Origin of the sequence: Pimelobacter sp. 30-1, from assembly GCF_018831735.1 — a bacterium.
GTDB lineage: Bacteria > Actinomycetota > Actinomycetes > Propionibacteriales > Nocardioidaceae > Nocardioides.
Genome location: NZ_NHTS01000003.1, coordinates 372977 through 390149 on the forward strand (window position 1 = coordinate 372977; position 17173 = coordinate 390149).

The following is a 17173-nucleotide window of genomic DNA, read 5'->3' on the forward strand; positions in this document are numbered from 1 at the left end:
CGTTCCGAGCGTTCCGAGAGGACGACCCATGCTCGACTCGTTCCGGCGCCGCGTGCGCCGGCCCCTGGGCGGCCTGGTCGCGGCGACGATGCTCGCGACCAGCGCCCCGGCGCTGGCCGCGGTCGCCGTACCGGGCCTGCTGCCGACGGCCGCGGCCGTCGCCCAGGACCCGTCCGTCACCTACCAGCCCACCGTGGTTCCCGACCGGATCACGCTGACCCCGACCAGCGACCCCAAGACCAGCCAGAACGTCGTGTGGCGCACGTCGGACGGCGTCCGCGAGCCCAAGGCCGAGCTGCGGGTGGCGTCGAGCCTGACCTACCAGAACGACCAGGCCGTCTTCGTCGCCGAGCGCAGCACCAAGCTGACCACCGACCTCGGCTACGTCGAGGCGTTCCACAGCGCCAAGATGACCGGCCTGCAGCCGGGCACGACGTACCAGTACCGGGTCGGCGACGGCACCAACTGGAGCGAGTGGCAGCACTTCACGACCGAGGCCGCTACCCCGGAGCCGTTCTCGTTCATCTACTTCGGTGACATCCAGAACGGCATCAAGTCGCAGGCCTCGCGGGTCGTGCGCAACGCCTTCCGGGACGCGCCGAAGGCCCGGATGGTGCTGCAGGCCGGCGATCTGGTCGACGACGCCGAGAGCGACGAGCAGTGGGCCGAGGTCTACGAGGCCACCAGCTACGGCCTCGGCACCAAGCAGTTCATGATGGCGCCGGGCAACCACGAGTACAACGGCACCGAGCTGTCGCGGCAGTTCTCCGCCCAGTTCACCTACCCGGCCAACGGGCCGACCGGCACCGGTCCGGCGTACGACGTGCTCAAGGGCACCGTCTACTCCACCGACTACCAGGGCGTGCGCTTCATCGCGCTCAACAGCAACGCCAGCTCGGCCGAGCCGCTCGCGATCCAGACCGCGTGGCTCAAGGACCAGCTGCGGAACAACCCCAACAAGTGGACCGTCGTCTACTTCCACCACCCAGTGTTCTCGCTCGACGAGGGCCGCAACAACCGCGCGGTGCGCGAGGCGTGGCTGCCCGTCTTCGAGGAGTACGGCGTCGACCTGGTCCTGCAGGGCCACGACCACGGCTACGGCCGCGGCAACACCGACGCCGCCGAGAAGGACCTGCCGAAGAGCTGGAACACCGACCTGTCGTACGACGGCCCGGTCTACGTCGTCTCCAACGTCGGCGAGAAGCAGTACAAGCCCGGCTCGCGCGTGTGGGACACCAATGACGCGCACCTGCGGCGGATGGGCGGCGGACTGCAGCTCTACCAGGTCGTCAACGTCGAGAACGGCAAGCTCCGCTACGAGTCCCGCACGGCCGACGGCAAGTACTACGACGGCCTGACCATCGTGAAGAACCAGCACGGCAAGGCGGTCACCGACGACCGCAAGCCGGACGTCATCGACCCGACCGACCCCGGTCCGTGCCTGGGCTGCGAGAACCCCGAGAACCCGGAGAACCCCGAGAACCCGGGTAATCCGGACGCGACGTACGAGTACCGCCACGACAAGGAGCTCCGCTCGGTCGACCCGGCGGCGGCCCGTCTGCCTGCTGGTGTCGCCTTCTCGCAGGAGCGCGACACGCTCTTCCTCGGTGACCAGAACAGCCGCACCATCTGGGAGATCGACCCCGACACCGACAAGGTCCTCCACACGATGACCCTCCCGGAGAACATCCGCGACCTCGGCATCGACGACGACAAGAAGCTCCTCTACGTCGGCCAGCAGAACAAGAACTGGGTCGTCGTCTCCCTCGCCGAAGCCAACTACGGCCAAGTCGTCCGCGGCCCCTACCCCATCAGCGAGTCCAACCGCTCACTCGACATCGACCCCGTCCGCAACTACGTCTACGCCGCCATCCCCGCCCGCGGAGTCGAAGTCTTCGACGCCACCACCGGCGCCTCCATCGGCACCATCAACAACACCGTCGGCGCCTACTACGTCGCCGCCGACCCCACCAAGGGCAACGTCGCCGTCGCCTACTTCGAGGACACCGACACCGTCAAGAACGTCGAGGTCTTCAACGCCGCCAACAACTTCGCCAAGGTCTGGGACAAGCCCACCCGCCCCGACGCCCGCCAGGTCGACATCGACTCCACCCACGGCCTCGTCTACGTCGGCTTCACCGGCATCGACGACACCTCCGGAGGATTCGCCGTCTACGACCTCGCCAACGGCAAGCTCCTCATCGACAAGAAGGGCAAGCAGTACGGCAAGGACGGCTACGGCATCGCCGTCGACGAAGAACGCCAACGCGTCTTCGTCTCCAACCGCGACCACCGCCTCAACCCCCCAGGCCAGGAGACGACCCCCGTCGCCGTGACCGTCAGCCAGCGGTACGTCGACGGCAAGCTCCCCGGCCCGGTCCCGGGCAGCGGTGGCGGCACGGACCCGGGCACCGACCCGGGCACGGGCCCGATCGGCGACAAGTACAAGGCCACGCCGCTCACCGTCCTGCCCGACGGCAGCAACACCGACGTCGACGACAAGCCGGTCGGCTCCGCCGTCGACCCGCAGTCGGGTCTCCTCTACGTCGGCAACGAGCAGCGCCCCGCCCGGGTCCGCGTCGTCGACCCGGCCGCCGACCGCACCGAGCGGGTGCTCACCCTGAGCATCCCGACCAACGTGGGCGGCGTACCGGGTGACCTGGGAGCGGACAACGGCGTCCGCGACATCGCCCTCGACCCGGCCAAGAGCGAGCTCTACGTCGCCCTCGGCAACCAGTGGGTCGTCGTCGACAGCACCTCGGGCACCCTCAAGCGCGGCCCGTTCGCCTTCGACGCCAACGTACGCGGCATGGACGTCGACCTCGGCCGCGGCCACGTCATCGGCGCCACCCGCGGCGCGGGCTTCGTCGTCCTCGACGCCCAGACCGGCGCCACCGTCCAGCAGGTCACCATCGGCGACGCCACCTGGCGCAGCCACGGTGTCGCGTACGACGCCCAGCACGACCTGGTCTACGTCTCCAACAGCGACAGCCCCACGGCCACCGTCGGCCTCCGCGTCTTCAAGGGCGCCGACTACACCCAGGTCGCGGAGGTCGCCCGCACCGCCCCCCAGTGGCGCTCCGTCGCCGTCGACCCCGGCCACGGCCGGATCTACCTGGGTGAGCAGAACGAGACGTTCGACAACAGCGGCGTCACGGTGCTCAAGGCCGAGGACCTCTCCCAGGTCGCCCGGCTCTCCACCCACCAGTACGGCAACAAGGTCTACGGCATCGCCGTCGACCCGACCCGGCACCGCGTCTACGTCTCCGCGCGGGACCGGTACCCGGCAGGCCTGATCCGGCTCGAGCTGGAGTAACCCCGAAGTCAGGGGGTTGCTGGTCCGAAGTCAGGGGGTTGCTGGTGCGAGGTCGCAGATCTCGGACCAGCAACCCCCGTACTTCGTGGGTGCAACCGGCGCACTTCGGCGGGCTGGCAGGTCACCCCGCCAAGCGCGGGGTCCCGCAGTCCACCGTCGGCGCGACCTTGATCGTGCCGCCCGCGACGTCGATGCCGAGCGTGCGCAGCAGCGGGTCGAGCAGCCACTTGTCGAGGGTGCCGACGAGCGGGTTGACCAGGCCCTCCAGCGCGAGGTTGACCACCCACTGCAGGAGGCTGCCGATGCCGAGGAACTCCAGCAGCGACGACAGCGGCCCGAGACCACCGAGCAGCTTGAGGTCCTGCAGCTGCAGGTGGAGCGTCGGGATGCCGAGACCGCGGATGCTGGCGGGCAGGCTGACGTCGTAGTTCTCGTCGACGATGTCGAGGTGGTCGGCGCGGGTGGGCCGGCTCATGCTCTGCCCGCTCGACAGTACGACGGTCCCGCTGACCACCTCGATGCCGTTCCAGCCGGGCAGGCCGACGTCGAGCAGCGAGAGCATCATCTTCGGCGAGCCGGGCTCGTTCTCGCGCTGGCCCAGCCGGACGGTGACGCCGAGCAGACCGCTGTCGATCAGCATGTCGACGCGCTTGCCCGACGGCACGCAGCGCACCGCCTGGGCGACAGCGCTGGCGTCGGCGAGGGTGACCCGGATCGACAGGGGGACGCGGGCCTTGAGCAGGCCGAGGTCGAGGGCGAGGGCGTCGCCGTTCAGGTCGACCTCGATCTGCGAGCTCTCGACCTTGCCGGAGCACTTCACGACCGGCTTCTGCCCGACCTTCACCTTGGCGGTGAGGTCGACGAGGCTCGTGCCGCCGGGGCCGAGGGGCAGCGGCACCTTCACCTTGAGCGGCAGGGCCAGGACGTTGGTGCCGTTGGCGATCGCGAGCGAGCCGGCGACGAGGTCGAGCAGGTCGAGGCCGAGCTCGGCGGCGGCGTCCTCGGCGGTGGTGAGGTCGATCAGGTCACCGAGCTTGACCATCACGTTCGGCACGTTGGCCTGGATGCCGTTGTAGACGTTGCGAAGCAGGTCGATCTCGGCCAGCTTGCCGCTCTGCCGCTCCAGCGCGTGGATCGCGGCGAGCATCAGCTCCGACAATCCGACCGCGACCCCGGCGACCTCGGTGAACGACGCTGCCGAGATGTGCGCGCTGACGAGGGGGTCGAGCTCCTCGATGAGGTCGAGCAGGTTGAGGTCCACGCCGGCGAGACCGGCGTCCGGGTCGAGCACCTTGAGCGCGAGCTTGGTGCCCAGGAGGTCACCCAGCAGCGCATTGAGGAGCCACGAGCGCCCGGTGTCGAGCTGGGCGGCGTACGAGCTCACCTGGAGGCACGCCGTCGTACGGGCGGCGGCGACGGCGGTCCGCGTCGAACCACCACGGTCGACCCCCGTCACGCCACCGAAGGCGAACGCCACGTCCGAGCTCGCCGTCACCCGCACCCCGCCGGGGATGTCGCCCGACGCGGCCGGCTTCCACGCCGCAGGCGCACCGTTCGTGCCCTCCGCACGTACGACGAGCTCCCACCGCACGTCCTCCGGAGGTACGGCGCCGCCCAGCAGGTCGCTGTTGCGCCGCAGGCTCGCGACCTTGGCCCCGTCGATCCGGGCCCGGTCCGCGGCGGTGTAGGTGCTCACCTTGCCGCCGGTCAGCTCGCGGGCGAGGTCCATCGACACCAGGTCCACGACCGCCTGCAGGTCACGGCGCAGCACCCGCTGCATGCCGAGGTCGACCGCGAACGCCGCCGACACCACCGCCACCGCGGTGCAGATCGCCACGATGACGGCGCTCACCCCGCGCTCGTCCGACCGGCCGCGGCGCAACCGGAACCTCCCACGCAAGGCGCGCGTCATCGCCGGGTCTCCCTCCCGCCGAGTCCGCGCGGCCGTCGTCCCCCTCGCCGGCGCCGCGGACGTCCTCTCCCTCGGGCGCACGAGAGTGCACCCGGAGGGATCGTAGTGGAACAGGTTCCGGTGGCGCTCCGGGCGGCGGCGGCCTCGACGACGAGGCCTGAGCGTCAGCGCCGCTCGAACGTGATCCCGGCCCGCTCCAGCCGCAGCAGCAGCGCGTCGCCCATCGCGGTCGCCGTGGTGACCTGGCCGGCGACGTTGGGGTTGTCGTCGAGCGCGAGGCACAGCGCCGACTCGGCGAGCATCTTGGCCGTCTCGGTGTAGCCGGGGTCGCCGCCGGAGACCCGGGTCCGGACCTCGGTGCCGCCCGAGGAGGCCACGAAGTCGACGGTGAACCAGGACTTCTCGCGGCGCCCGGCCGAGGGGCCCTCGCCCTGCGGGACCCGCTTGAGCAGCGCGTTGCGCACCGGCGGGACCTGGGCGGCGAGGGTGAGGCCGGTGACGCCGACCGCGCCGCCGGCGGCGTACCGGAGGGTCTTGGTGCCGGCGAAGTGCGAGTACGTGAACGCCGGCCCGTACGACGGCAGCGCCGCTCCGCTCCGCGCGACCACGAACGGGTCGATCGTCGGCAGCGGGAGCAGCCAGTAGCCCAGGGCGCCGTCGCGGCGCGGCCGGCCCGCCACCGCGCGCGAGCGGCGGCCCTCGGGACGCGGCTCCATCCGCCGGCGGGCCGTGGAGGCCTCCTTCATCTGGCGGGCGCGGGAGAAGGCGGTCAGTGCCGAGTGGAAGGTGCCGCCGGAGAAGCCGGCCTTGGACCGGACCACGCCACGCATGGTCACCGGTCCGGTGATCTCGCCGCCGAGCTCGCGGGCGAGCTCCTGGATCGTGAAGTAGGCGCCCAGGTCGTGCGGGATCGAGTCGAAGCCGCACGAGTGCACGATCCGCGCCCCGGAGCCTTCCGCGGTGGCGTTGTGCTCGACGTACGTGCGGTCGACGAACTCCGGCTCGCCGGTGAGGTCGACGTAGTCGGTCCCCGCGGCGGCGCACGCGGCGACCAGCGGTCCGCCGTGCTCGATGTAGGGCCCGACCGTCGTCGCGACCACCTTGGTCGTCCGGGCCACCTCGGCGAGCGCCTCGGGGTCGCGCGCGTCGGCGACGAGGAGCGGCAGGTCGGCCAGGCCGGGATCGATCGTGAGGAGGTGGTCGCGCACCGCCGCCAGGCGCTCCTCGCTGCGCCCGGCGAGCGCCCAGCGCAGGCCGGCCGGCGCGTGCTCGGCGAGGTAGTCGGCGGTCAGCCCGCCGGTGAACCCGGTGGCACCGAAGAGGACGACGTCGTACGGGCGCGCGGTGTCAGCCATGGCGCCACTCTTGCATCGCTCCCGAATCCGATGGAACCCCCGGCCCGTCCGGGCTCGTCATAGGTTCAGCGCGACGAGCAGGAGTGAGAGTGGATCCCGACAACGAGGCGGCGTACGCCGACTACGTCGAGCAGAGCTGGCCGACCCTGGTCCGGGCCGCGGTCTTCCTCGGCGCGCGGCCGCACGAGGCCGAGGACCTCGCCCAGACCACGCTCGTGCGCTGCTACACGGGTTGGGAGCGGGTCAACAGCGCCGACAACCGCGACGCGTACGTCTATCGGATGCTCCTCAACTCCCTGCGCGACGTACGCCGTACCCGCTGGTGGAAGGACCGCCAGTACGACACCCCCGAGACGACCCTCCGCTCCAGCCCCGACGCCGCCGAGCGGATCGCCGTCGCCGACGCCGTGCACCGCGCCCTCGCGGCGCTCTCCAAGCCCAACCGCGACGTGGTCGTGCTGCGCTACTTCGTCCAGCTGACGGAGAAGCAGACCGCCGAGGCGCTGGACATCCCACCCGGGACGGTCAAGAGCCGGCTCTCCCGGGCGCTCGCCCACCTCGCCGCGAACGACCACCTTCTCGACCTGTCCGGAGGGACGACGCCGTGACCGACCTCGAACGCCTCTGGGACGACTACCCCACCGGCCCCACCCCGACCCGCGAGATCCTGGCCGCGGCCGCCGGGCGGCCGCGGCACCCGCGGCGCCGCCGGCCGTTGCGGCGCGCCCTGGTCACCGCCGGCGCGCTGACCGCGCTGGTCGGCGCCTTCGTCGCCGGCACGCTGGGCCAGGACGGCGGCGGAGGTGGCGGTGGCGGAGACCGGACCAGCACGCCCCGCTACGCCGCCTTCCAGGCCGACCTGAAGCCCGCCGCGTCCTGCGCGGACCTCCGCCAGGTGTACGTCGACCGCGGGCTCGACCTCGTCGGTCCCTACGGCTGGAACGGCGGCTTCGAGCAGGCCTACGCGCGCGACGACAGGGCGCCGCTGGCCGACGAGCTGATGGACAGCGTGAGCGGCCTCGCCACCGCCAGCAAGTCGCTGGCGCGCTCCCAGCGCCAGGTCAACAGCGAGACCGGCACCAACGTCCAGGAGGCCGGCGTCGACGAGCCCGACACGGTCAAGACCGACGGCTCGCTGCTCGCCGTGGTCCGCGACGACCGCCTCACCACCTACGACGTCACCGGCGCGGCGACGCGGCGTCTGGGCAGCCTCGTCCTCCCCCGGGTCGCGAACGCCGAGATCTTGCTCGACTCCGCGACCGGCACCATCATCGCGGTCGGCAGCGACGCCAGCGCGCGCAGCGAGCGGACCCGCGTGCTGACCGTGTCCCTCGCCGAGCCCGCGGAGCCCGCGGTCACCGACCAGGTCGTCTACGACGCCCCGCTGCTCTCCGCGCGCCAGCACGGCAGCACCGTCCGGCTGGTGCTCGCCTCGGGGCTGCCGGACCTCGACTTCGTCTCCCCCGGACCGGCCCGGTCCGCGAAGCGGGCGCTGGCGCACAACCGCAAGGCGGTCGAGGAGTCCACGATCGAGGACTGGCTGCCCACGATCGCGGTCGACGGCGACGATCCGGAGCAGCTGCTCGACTGCGCCGACGTCGCGGTCCCCTCCGACGACCTCGCGCTCGGTACGACGAGCGTGGCCGGCTTCGACGCCGGCTCCCCGGGCAAGGTCTCCGCGATCGGGCTGGCCGGGCGGACCGACATCTCCTACGAGTCCGCCGACCACCTCTACCTCGCCGCGAGCGGCGGCTGGGGCGGCGTCCTGCGCGAGAACGACCTCATCGACTGCGTGCGCCGCTGCCCCGTCTGGTCGGGGCCGGGCGGGACGTCGTACCTCTTCGACTTCACGCTCGACGGCACCCGGGCGACCCACGTCGCCTCGGGCGAGGTCGAGGGATCGGTGCGCGACCGCTGGTCCCTGGACGAGGCGGACGACGTGCTGCGGGTCGCCGTCGGGCCGACCGCCGAGACGGGCAACTTCAACTCGGTCGTCACCTTCGAGCGCCGCGGCAAGGAGCTCGTCGAGCGCGGCCGGCTCGACCGGCTCGGGCCCGGCGAGGACCTCCAGTCGGTGCGCTGGTTCGACGGTCTCGCGATCCTCGTGACGTTCCGCCAGGTCGATCCGCTCTACGCCGTCGACCTGACCGACACCGCGCACCCGCGGCTGCTCAGCAAGCTCAAGATCCCCGGCTTCTCCTCGTACCTGCACCCGCTCGGTCCGGCCCGGATGGTCGGCATCGGCGAGGGCCCCGACGGCAAGGGCGGGTGGGGCGCCCAGATCGGGCTCTTCGACGTCCGCGACCCGACGGCGGTCAAGCGCCGCGACGTCCTCCACTACGCCAGCGGCATGGAGGCGCTCGCCGGGACCGATCCGCGCGCGTTCACCTGGCTGCCGGACCAGCGGACCTTCCTCACGGTCGTGCAGAAGTGGGGCAGCCGCCGCGTCGGCTACCTCTCGGTGATCCGGCTCGAGGGCGGCACGATGCACGAGCAGCGGTTCAAGGCGGAGTACGGCGACGACGTCGACCACCTGCGCGCCGTCCCCCTGCCGGACGGCCGGGTGGTCGTGGTGACCGGGGAGGACGCCCGCTTCTTCGCCCTGTGAGCGGGCGGCCCGTCGTACGGTGGAGGCATGTGCCGCAACATCCGCCCCCTCAACAACTTCGAGCCGCCGGCCACGTCGGACGAGGTCGCCGCGGCCGCGCTGCAGTTCGTCCGCAAGGTCAGCGGCACGACGAAGCCGAGCCAGGCCAACCAGGCCGCGTTCGACCAGGCGGTCGCCGAGATCGCCCACATCACCCAGCACCTGCTCGACGACCTCGTGACGACCGCGCCTCCCAAGAACCGCGAGGCCGAGGCCGCCAAGGCCCGCGAGCGGGCGCGCCTGCGCTACGGCTGAGCCGGCGGTCCGTGGACCTGGCCGCGGCGTTCGCCGCCTGTCCACGCGCACGGTTCCTGCCGCCCGGCCAGCAGCCGTACGCCGGGCTCGACCGCGCCCTCCCCCTCGGGTACGACGTCACCTGCTCCCAGCCCACGACCGTGCGCCGGATGCTCGAGCTGCTCGGCCCGCGCCCCGGCGACCGGGTGCTGGACGTCGGCTGTGGCTCCGGCTGGACCACCGCACTGCTCGCCCACCTGGTCGGCCCGGCCGGCCGGGTCGTCGGCGTCGAGATCATCCCGGAGGTCCTCGCCGCGGGCACCCGGCACCTGGCCGGCCTGGACGGCCTGACCGGCCTGGCCCGCGTGGAGCTCCACCTGACCGCGCCGGGCGCACCGCTCGGCTGGCCCGCGGGCGCGCCGTACGACCGGATCCTGGTCTCGGCCGACGCCCCGGCCCTCGCCCCCGACCTGGTCGCGCAACTGGTCCCCGGCGGCGTGCTCGTCGGGCCGGTGCGCGGCGAGATGCTGCGTGTCGAGCGGCACGGTCGCTACCTGTTCGTCCCGCTCCGTACCCTGGACCCGTGACCCTGGTCGGCCGGCGGGACCCGGCACTCGACGTGTGCGCCGACGGGCCCCTCGTCGTCCTGACGGGCGCGGGCCTGTCCACCGACTCCGGCATCCCCGACTACCGCGGCCCCGGCGCACCGGCCCGGATGCCGATGACCTACCAGGAGTTCGTCTCCGGACCCGCCGCCCAGCAGCGCTACTGGGCGCGCAGCCACCTCGGCTGGTCCCGGATGCGCCGCGCCGAGCCCAACGCCGGCCACACCGCCGTCGCCGCCCTCGGCGCCGACCTCGTCATCACCCAGAACGTCGACGGCCTCCACGAGGCCTGCGGCACCCCCGCCCTCGTCGCCCTCCACGGCCGGATCGCCGACGTCATCTGCCTCGCCTGCCGTCGTACGTCGCCGCGGGCGTCGCTCCAGCAGCGCCTCGAGGACGCCAACCCCGGCTGGGCCGCCCGGCACGCGGACGTCGCCGTACGCCCCGACGGCGACGTCGACCTGGACGAGACCGCCGACTTCGTCGTCCCACCCTGCGCCGACTGCGGCGGCCCGCTCAAGCCGGACGTCGTGTTCTTCGGCGAGAACGTGCCCAAGCCCCGCGTCGAGCGCTGCTTCGCCGCCGTCGAGGCCCTCGCCGGGCGCGGTGGGACGCTCCTGGTCGCCGGGTCGAGCCTGACCGTGATGAGCGGGCTGCGGTTCGTCCGGCGCGCGGCCCAGCGGGGCGTGCCGGTGGTGATCGTCAACCGGGGGACGACGCGCGGGGACGAGCTGGCGTCGTACAAGGTGGAGGTGGGGACGGGCGCGTGGTTGCCCGCCCTCGCCGCCGCGCGCGGCGCGTCGCCTAGCTGACGTCCGGGGCCGGGGTGAGGTCGATGGTGCCGGAGAAGGCGCCCGGGTCACCTTCGACGATGCCGATCGTGTTGCACAGCGCGCCCGTCTCGGTGACGGTGTCGAACGTCAGCCCGGCGACGGTCTGGTCGATCGTGAACGTGCCCGAGGCGTCGTCGTAGGTGCCCTGGAGGTAGCCCGAGAGGTCAGCCTGGCAGTACGCCGACCCCGCGGTGCCGCGCAACCGCAGCGCGAGCCCCGACAGGACGGCGGCGCCCCCCGTGGCGGTCTTGGCCCTCAGCCCGAGCCTCCAGCTGCTGCCCGGGGCCGGGGTGAGGCTGACCGGACCGAAGAGGCTGGGCTGGTCGCACCCGGTGAAGCTGGCAGACGTGGGATCGAGCTTCACCGCCGCATCGGTGACGACCGTCCCGGCGGTGAAGGCGTGCCCGCCGTTGTCGGCCGCTCCGGACGCGCTGAGGGCGCACCCGATGATCCGCGTGTTGCCGGAGGTGCCGAAGGGCCCGAGGTAGGTGTCCTCGAGGATCAGGCCGCTGCCCGTCGCGGTGACCGCCGTGGTCCCGGTCGCGGGCGCGTTGATGTCGTAGTCGGACGCTGCGGACGCCGGGCCGACCGACAGGGCCAGGACCGCGGCGGCTCCGGCTGCGACGACGGTGAGGCGGTGGAACGTGCGCGTGCGCTGCATGGGGTGCTCCGATCGGGTCTGAGCGCCCCAGCCTCACACGTGCGCGCGCCGACGACCACGGCCGACACCCACCGGCCGCACATTCCGGACGCACGTCCGGAACGGCTCGCTCAGAGGCGCTTGACGAAGATGTGGTCAGCGGCCTCGGGGAAGATCTCCGCGGTCTCGCCGCCCGCACCCACGAGCACCCCGTCGGCCGTCGCCTGGATGGTGATGGTCTTGTCCGGCAGCGCACCGACCCGGCGCATCGCGCTCATCAGCGCGTCGTCCTTCTGCATCTCCTCGGAGATCCGGCGGACGACGGCGCGGGCGCTCTCGGCGCCGGCGGCCTTGGAGAGCGGCTCGACGTCGTCCATGAAGGCGTCGCCGGTGGTGTGCTCACCGAGCTCGTCGAGGCCCGGGATCGGGTTGCCGTACGGCGACTCGGTCGGGTGGTCGAGGAGCTGGATGAGGCGGCGCTCGACCGTCTCGGACATGACGTGCTCCCAGCGGCACGCCTCCTCGTGGACGAGCTCCCAGTCGAGACCGATGACGTCGGTCAGGAGGCGCTCGGCGAGGCGGTGCTTGCGCATCACGCGGATGGCGAGGCGCTCGCCGTCCTCGGTGAGCTGGAGGTGGCGGTCGCCCTCGACGGTGAGGAGGCCGTCGCGCTCCATGCGGGCCACCGTCTGCGACACGGTCGGACCACTCTGGTGCAGGCGCTCGGCGATCCGGGCCCGCAGCGGGACGATGCCCTCCTCGATCAGCTCGTAGATCGTGCGGAGGTACATCTCGGTGGTGTCGATCAGGTCGCTCACCCGACCCATTCTTGCCCATGAGGTGCAACAAGCGCACAAACCGGCGCCCTGAGCCTCGCTGCTGGGCGTTTGGCAGGCTAGGAACGTGACCCACCTGCCTCCGCTGATCGTTCCGCACCGCTTCAACGGACCGCCCCGTTCCGGCAACGGCGGCTGGACGGCGGGCGCGCTCGCGGCCACCCTGCCGGCGCAGGCGCTGGGCACCGCGGTGACCGTGACCCTGCGCCAGCCGCCGCCGCTCGACGTACCGCTGCCGGTGGAGCCGACCGCGGCCGGCGTCCTGGTCACCCACGACGGGCAGACCGTCGCCGAGGCCGTGTACGCCGAGTCGTCGCCGGTCCCCGTGGCCCCCGTCTCGGCGAGCGTGGCGGCCGAGGCCGAGGGGCGCTTCATCGGGCACCGCACGCACCTGTTCCCGGGCTGCTTCGTGTGCGGGCCCGACCGGCGGGTCGGCGACGGGCTGCGGATCTTCGCCGGGCACCTCGCCGGGGCCGAGCGCACCGACGCCGACGACAGCCGGGTCGCGGCGACCTGGACGCCGTATGAGAGCGCGGTGCCGATCGCGTGGGCCGCGCTCGACTGCCCCGGTGGGTGGGCCAGCGACCTGGAGGCCCGGCCCTCGGTGCTGGGCCGGATGACGGCCGAGGTGCGCAGCGTGCCGCGGACCTCCGAGCGCTATGTCGTGGTCGGCGAGCTGCGCGGCATCGACGGCCGCCGTACCTACACCGCGGCGACGATCTACGGCCCCGGTGACGTGGTGGTCGCGACGGCCGAGCACGTGTGGATCACCATCGATCTGGAGGCGTTCCGGTGAGCCCGGCGAACCCCGCGGGCCAGGCGGCCCCGTGGTGGCGCGACGCGGTCGTCTACCAGGTCTACGTCCGCAGCTTCGCCGACGGCCGCCCGGCCGGCGACGGCGGCGGTGACGGCGTCGGGGACCTGCCCGGCATCACCTCGCGGCTGCCCTACCTGCGCGACCTGGGCGTCGACGCGCTCTGGATCACGCCGTTCTACACCTCCCCCCAGAAGGACCACGGGTACGACGTCGCCGACTACACCGACGTCGACCCCCTGTTCGGAACGCTCGACGACGTCGACACGCTGCTCGCGCGCGCCCACGAGCTGGACCTGCGGGTGATCGTCGACCTCGTCCCCAACCACACCTCCGACCAGCACCCGTGGTTCCAGGCGGCGCTGGCCGCGGCGCCAGGCTCGCCGGAACGGGCGCGCTACCTGTTCCGCGAGGGCCGTGGAACCGACGGCGCCGAGCCGCCCAACAACTGGGACTCGGTCTTCGGCGGCCCGGCCTGGACCCGGGTCCCCGACGGCCAGTGGTACCTGCATCTCTTCGACACCTCCCAGCCCGACCTCGACTGGCGCAACCCCGAGGTCGGCGACCTGTTCGAGGGCGTCCTCCGGTTCTGGCTCGACCGCGGGGTCGACGGCTTCCGGGTCGACGTCGCGCACGGGCTCTACAAGGAGGCCACGCTGCGCGACCAGGTCCGCCCCGAGAAGCCGAAGAAGACCGCCGACTCGATGGTCGAGCGGGTCCTCAACGACGAGCCGATGTGGGACCAGCCCGAGGTGCACGAGGTCTACCGGCGCTGGCGCCGGGTGCTCGACTCCTATCCCGGCGACCGGATGGCCGTCGCCGAGGCCTGGACCCAGACCGCCGCCTCGATGGCGATGTTCATCCGTCCCGACGAGCTCCACCAGGCCTTCAACTTCGGCTGGCTCGGTACGCCGTGGTCCGCCGCGGCGTTCGCGGACGTCGTCACCGACTCCATCGCCGCGGTGGGTGCGGCCGCGTCGGCGCCGACCTGGGTGCTGTCCAACCACGACGTCGAGCGGCACCCGACCCGCTACGGCGGCGGCCCGGTCGGGCTCGCCCGGGGCCGGGCGGCGACGCTGGCCATGCTGGCGCTGCCCGGCTCGGCGTACCTCTACCAGGGCGAGGAGCTCGGCCTGGAGCAGGTCGACGTCGCCCCCGAGGACCGCCAGGACCCGTCCTGGTTCCGCACGGGGCAGCCCGGACGGGACGGCTGCCGGGTGCCGCTGCCGTGGTCCGGCACGCGGGCGCCCTACGGCTTCGGGGGCGTGGACGGCGCCCAGCCGTGGATCCCCCAGCCCGACGACTGGGCGCCGCTCACCGTGGCCGCCCAGACCGGCGACCCGGACTCGACGCTGGAGTTCTACCGGCGGGCGCTGGCCGCGCGCGCCGCGGTGTTCGCCGGGGCGGACGAGACGACCGAGGCGTCCGCCGAGGGCGACCTGCTCGTCGTACGGCGGGCGGGGGTGACGGTCGTGCTCAACGCGGGCACCGCTCCGGTGCCGCTGCCCCCGGGCGAGGTCCTGATCAGCAGCGCGGCGGTGGCCGGCGGACTGCTGCCGCCGGACACCGCCGCCTGGATCCGCTAGCGGTCCCCCGGCATCCCGAGCGCGTCGTTGTAGCGCCGGAGCGAGCCCGCGAACGCGTGCAGCTCCTCGGCCGGCCAGTCGGCGAGCCGCTCGTCGAGCTGCTCGCGGCGCTGGTCGGCGACCGCCTCGAGCCGGCGTACGCCGTCCTCGCTGGCGGAGAGCAGCGTCGCCCGGCCGTCCTCGGGGTCGGGCTCGCGGTCGACCAGGCCCAGGTCGATGAGGTGCTGGACCTGGCGGCTGATCGCGCCCTTGTCGATGTCGAAGACCGCGCACATGGCCGAGGCCCGCAGCGGTCCGTTGTCGCGGACGTAGCTCAGCATCAGGTACGACGCCGGGAGCAGGTCCGGGTGCACGGCCCGGGCCCGCTCGCCGATCACCCGGCGGATCCGCCGGATCAGCACGCCGACCTCGGTCTCCAGCTCGCGCAGCGCTTCGGTGCGCGAGGTGACGACGGCGTCCATCACCTGCTCCGCCCGACCGGGTCGGCCTCGCCGGCCCCGATGTCGGCGGCCTCGGCGGCGTCGCCCGCACCCTCGACCTCGTAGCCCGGGTAGTCGGCCGGGTTGCCCGTGGCGACCGCGCCGGCGTCGATCTCGGACTCCGCGACGCTCGGCCCCATCGTGGTCCGCAGCGGCACCTCCTTGATGAAGAGGATGCAGAGGAAGGCGACCACGGCGAACGGCGCCGCGACCATGAACAGGTGCCCGACGGCCTCGCCGAACGAGCCCTCGTAGATCGCCCGGATGGCCGGGGGCAGCTCGGAGATCTTGGGGATGTCACCGGTGGAGTGCTGCATCTGCTCGAGCTGGGCCTGCGAGATCTTGCCGGAGGCGACGAGCTGGGCGATGCCGTCCTTGACGCCGCCGGTGACCTGGTGGGCGAGGACCGCGCCGAGCGCCGCGACACCCGCAGAACCACCGATGGAGCGGAACATCGCGACGACCGAGCTGGCCGCACCGAGGTCCTGGGGGGCGGTGTTGTTCTGCACGGCGAGGACCAGGTTCTGCATGGTCGCGCCGAGACCGACACCGGTGATCGCCATCCAGGCGCCGACGACCCACAGCGAGGTGGTCGCGTCGATCGTGCCGAGCAGCGCGATGCCGGCGATGACGAGCACCATGCCGCCGACCAGCCACCGCTTCCACAGGCCGGTCCGGGTGATCACCCGGCCGCTGAGGATGCTGGAGACGAGCAGGCCGCCGACCATCGCGATCGACATCAGGCCGGCCTCGGTCGGGCTCATGCCGCGGGCGAGCTGGAAGTACTGGCTCAGGTAGACGGTCGCGCCGAACATCGCGACGCCGATCATCACCGACGCGGCGGTGGCCAGGGCGGTGGTGCGGTCGCGGAACAGGCGCAGCGGGATCACCGGCTCGGTGGCGACGCGGGCCTCGACCCACAGAGCCGCACCGATGAGGACCAGGCTGGCGACGACGAGTCCGGCCGACGTACCGGAGATCCAGTCGAAGTTGGTGCCGGCCAGGCTGACCCAGACGAGGAGCAGGCTGATGCCGCCCATGATGAGGGTCGCGCCGAGGTAGTCGATCTTGACCTCGCGCTTGATCGTCGGCAGGTGCAGGGTCTTCTGCAGGACGACGAACGCGATGGCGGCGACCGGGATGCCGACGATGAAGCAGCCGCGCCAGCCCAGCGGGCTGTCCACGACGATGCCGCCGAGCAGCGGGCCGCTGACCGTCGCGGTGGCGAACACCGCACCGATGTAGCCGCTGTAGCGGCCGCGCTCACGCGGCGGGACCATCGAGGCGATGACCACCTGGACCAGCGCGGTCAAACCACCGACGCCGAGGCCCTGGAAGGCGCGCGCCCCGATCAGGACGCCCATGTTGGGCGCGATCGCGGCGACGACCGAGCCGAGGGAGAAGATCACCAGGGCCGCCTGGACCAGGAGCTTCTTGCTGAACAGGTCCGCGAGCTTGCCCCAGATCGGGGTCGTCGCGGTCATCGTCAGGAGGGTCGCGACGACGACCCACGTGTAGCCGGTCTGGCTGCCGTGCAGGTCGGTCACGATCGCGGGGAGGGCGTTGCTCACCACTGTGCTGGAGAGCATCGCCACGAACATCGCGAGCAGGAGCCCGGTCAGGGCCTCCAGGATCTCGCGGTGGGTCATCTGACCCGGTTCGGCAGGGGCCGAAGGAGCGGTGGTCATCGAGTGCGTCATCTCTTCTCGTCGTAGCGCAGGTGCAGCCGAAGATTGGTTGCGACCGGTCAACTATATGAGGATTGGTTGACGACGGCAACTTTCTGTGACGCACGGAACGCGCACCCGGCGACGAGCACCGAAAAACGCAGCGACCCGCAGGTGTGGTCGGAGGACCAGGCCGGGGGACGATCCCGGTTTCACCTGCGGGTCGGGTGGCTGCGTTGAGATTCGCGT

General features: G+C 72.5%; 14 protein-coding genes. 8 read left to right on the plus strand and 6 right to left on the minus strand.

Features of this window, described 5'->3' with window-relative positions; all coding sequences use genetic code 11:
- Positions 1-28: 28 nt before the first annotated feature.
- Entirely contained in the window at positions 29-3316 is a 3288-nt protein-coding gene (locus CCO04_RS07180; RefSeq protein ID WP_215813426.1) for a fibronectin type III domain-containing protein, read from the plus strand.
- A gap of 121 nt (positions 3317-3437) precedes the next feature.
- On the opposite strand, the gene CCO04_RS07185 is transcribed toward CCO04_RS07180, so the two are convergent.
- Complete coding sequence (locus tag CCO04_RS07185; protein ID WP_215813427.1) at positions 3438-5168, minus strand: hypothetical protein; 1731 nt, start codon at positions 5166-5168, stop codon at positions 3438-3440.
- Positions 5169-5392: 224 nt separating this feature from the next.
- The gene (locus CCO04_RS07190; protein ID WP_215813428.1) at positions 5393-6583 is read right to left on the minus strand and encodes a trans-acting enoyl reductase family protein; all 1191 of its coding nucleotides are present in this window, start codon (positions 6581-6583) and stop codon (positions 5393-5395) included.
- A gap of 89 nt (positions 6584-6672) precedes the next feature.
- Between CCO04_RS07190 and CCO04_RS07195 the strand changes: the two genes are divergently transcribed.
- The 5 genes from CCO04_RS07195 to CCO04_RS07215 are packed head-to-tail and all read left to right on the plus strand — an operon-like array spanning position 6673 to position 10881.
- Positions 6673-7191, plus strand: a complete 519-nt coding sequence (locus CCO04_RS07195) for a SigE family RNA polymerase sigma factor (protein ID WP_215813429.1) — start codon at positions 6673-6675, stop codon at positions 7189-7191.
- The gene (locus tag CCO04_RS07200) at positions 7188-9191 is read left to right on the plus strand and encodes a beta-propeller domain-containing protein (RefSeq protein WP_215813430.1); all 2004 of its coding nucleotides are present in this window, start codon (positions 7188-7190) and stop codon (positions 9189-9191) included. Before CCO04_RS07195 ends, CCO04_RS07200 begins: the two co-directional genes overlap by 4 nt.
- A gap of 27 nt (positions 9192-9218) precedes the next feature.
- Positions 9219-9485 carry a DUF2277 domain-containing protein gene (locus tag CCO04_RS07205; protein ID WP_215813431.1) on the plus strand — a complete coding sequence of 89 codons (267 nt, stop codon included), beginning with the start codon at positions 9219-9221 and terminating at the stop codon, positions 9483-9485.
- Positions 9486-9496: 11 nt separating this feature from the next.
- Complete coding sequence (locus CCO04_RS07210) at positions 9497-10051, plus strand: methyltransferase domain-containing protein (RefSeq protein WP_215813432.1); 555 nt, start codon at positions 9497-9499, stop codon at positions 10049-10051.
- Complete coding sequence (locus tag CCO04_RS07215) at positions 10048-10881, plus strand: Sir2 family NAD-dependent protein deacetylase (protein ID WP_215813433.1); 834 nt, start codon at positions 10048-10050, stop codon at positions 10879-10881. The genes CCO04_RS07210 and CCO04_RS07215 overlap by 4 nt, the downstream gene beginning before the upstream one ends.
- Here the strand turns inward: CCO04_RS07215 and CCO04_RS07220 are convergent.
- Together CCO04_RS07220 and CCO04_RS07225 are read right to left on the minus strand one after the other, a co-directional pair.
- On the minus strand, positions 10874-11563 hold the full coding sequence (locus tag CCO04_RS07220) for a hypothetical protein (RefSeq protein ID WP_215813434.1): 690 nt from the start codon (positions 11561-11563) through the stop codon (positions 10874-10876). The two genes, CCO04_RS07215 and CCO04_RS07220, sit on opposite strands and share 8 nt — an antisense overlap.
- 110 nt (positions 11564-11673) lie before the next feature.
- Complete coding sequence (locus CCO04_RS07225) at positions 11674-12360, minus strand: metal-dependent transcriptional regulator (RefSeq protein ID WP_215813435.1); 687 nt, start codon at positions 12358-12360, stop codon at positions 11674-11676.
- Between the two features lie 85 nt (positions 12361-12445).
- Between CCO04_RS07225 and CCO04_RS07230 the strand changes: the two genes are divergently transcribed.
- Positions 12446-13174: a hypothetical protein gene (locus tag CCO04_RS07230; protein ID WP_215813436.1), complete on the plus strand. Its 729-nt coding sequence runs from the start codon at positions 12446-12448 to the stop codon at positions 13172-13174.
- On the plus strand, positions 13171-14778 hold the full coding sequence (locus CCO04_RS07235; protein ID WP_215813437.1) for an alpha-amylase family glycosyl hydrolase: 1608 nt from the start codon (positions 13171-13173) through the stop codon (positions 14776-14778). The genes CCO04_RS07230 and CCO04_RS07235 overlap by 4 nt, the downstream gene beginning before the upstream one ends.
- Here the strand turns inward: CCO04_RS07235 and CCO04_RS07240 are convergent.
- Both CCO04_RS07240 and CCO04_RS07245 read right to left on the minus strand, forming a co-directional pair.
- Entirely contained in the window at positions 14775-15239 is a 465-nt protein-coding gene (locus CCO04_RS07240; protein ID WP_215813438.1) for a MarR family winged helix-turn-helix transcriptional regulator, read from the minus strand. The two genes, CCO04_RS07235 and CCO04_RS07240, sit on opposite strands and share 4 nt — an antisense overlap.
- Positions 15239-16945 (minus strand): MDR family MFS transporter, encoded by a 1707-nt coding sequence (locus CCO04_RS07245; protein ID WP_252372838.1) that lies wholly within the window; start codon positions 16943-16945, stop codon positions 15239-15241. The genes CCO04_RS07240 and CCO04_RS07245 overlap by 1 nt, the downstream gene beginning before the upstream one ends.
- Positions 16946-17173: the final 228 nt, after the last annotated feature.

Bases quoted from the DNA above. Each gene is read 5' to 3' on its own strand.
- CCO04_RS07180 (WP_215813426.1), top strand. From the start codon at position 29: ATGCTCGACTCGTTCCGGCGCCGCGTGCGCCGGCCCCTGGGCGGCCTG.
- CCO04_RS07190 (WP_215813428.1), bottom strand. From the start codon at position 6,583: ATGGCTGACACCGCGCGCCCGTACGACGTCGTCCTCTTCGGTGCCACC.
- CCO04_RS07205 (WP_215813431.1), top strand. From the start codon at position 9,219: ATGTGCCGCAACATCCGCCCCCTCAACAACTTCGAGCCGCCGGCCACG.
- CCO04_RS07220 (WP_215813434.1), bottom strand. From the start codon at position 11,563: ATGCAGCGCACGCGCACGTTCCACCGCCTCACCGTCGTCGCAGCCGGA.
- CCO04_RS07240 (WP_215813438.1), bottom strand. From the start codon at position 15,239: ATGGACGCCGTCGTCACCTCGCGCACCGAAGCGCTGCGCGAGCTGGAG.
- CCO04_RS07245 (WP_252372838.1), bottom strand. From the start codon at position 16,945: ATGACCACCGCTCCTTCGGCCCCTGCCGAACCGGGTCAGATGACCCAC.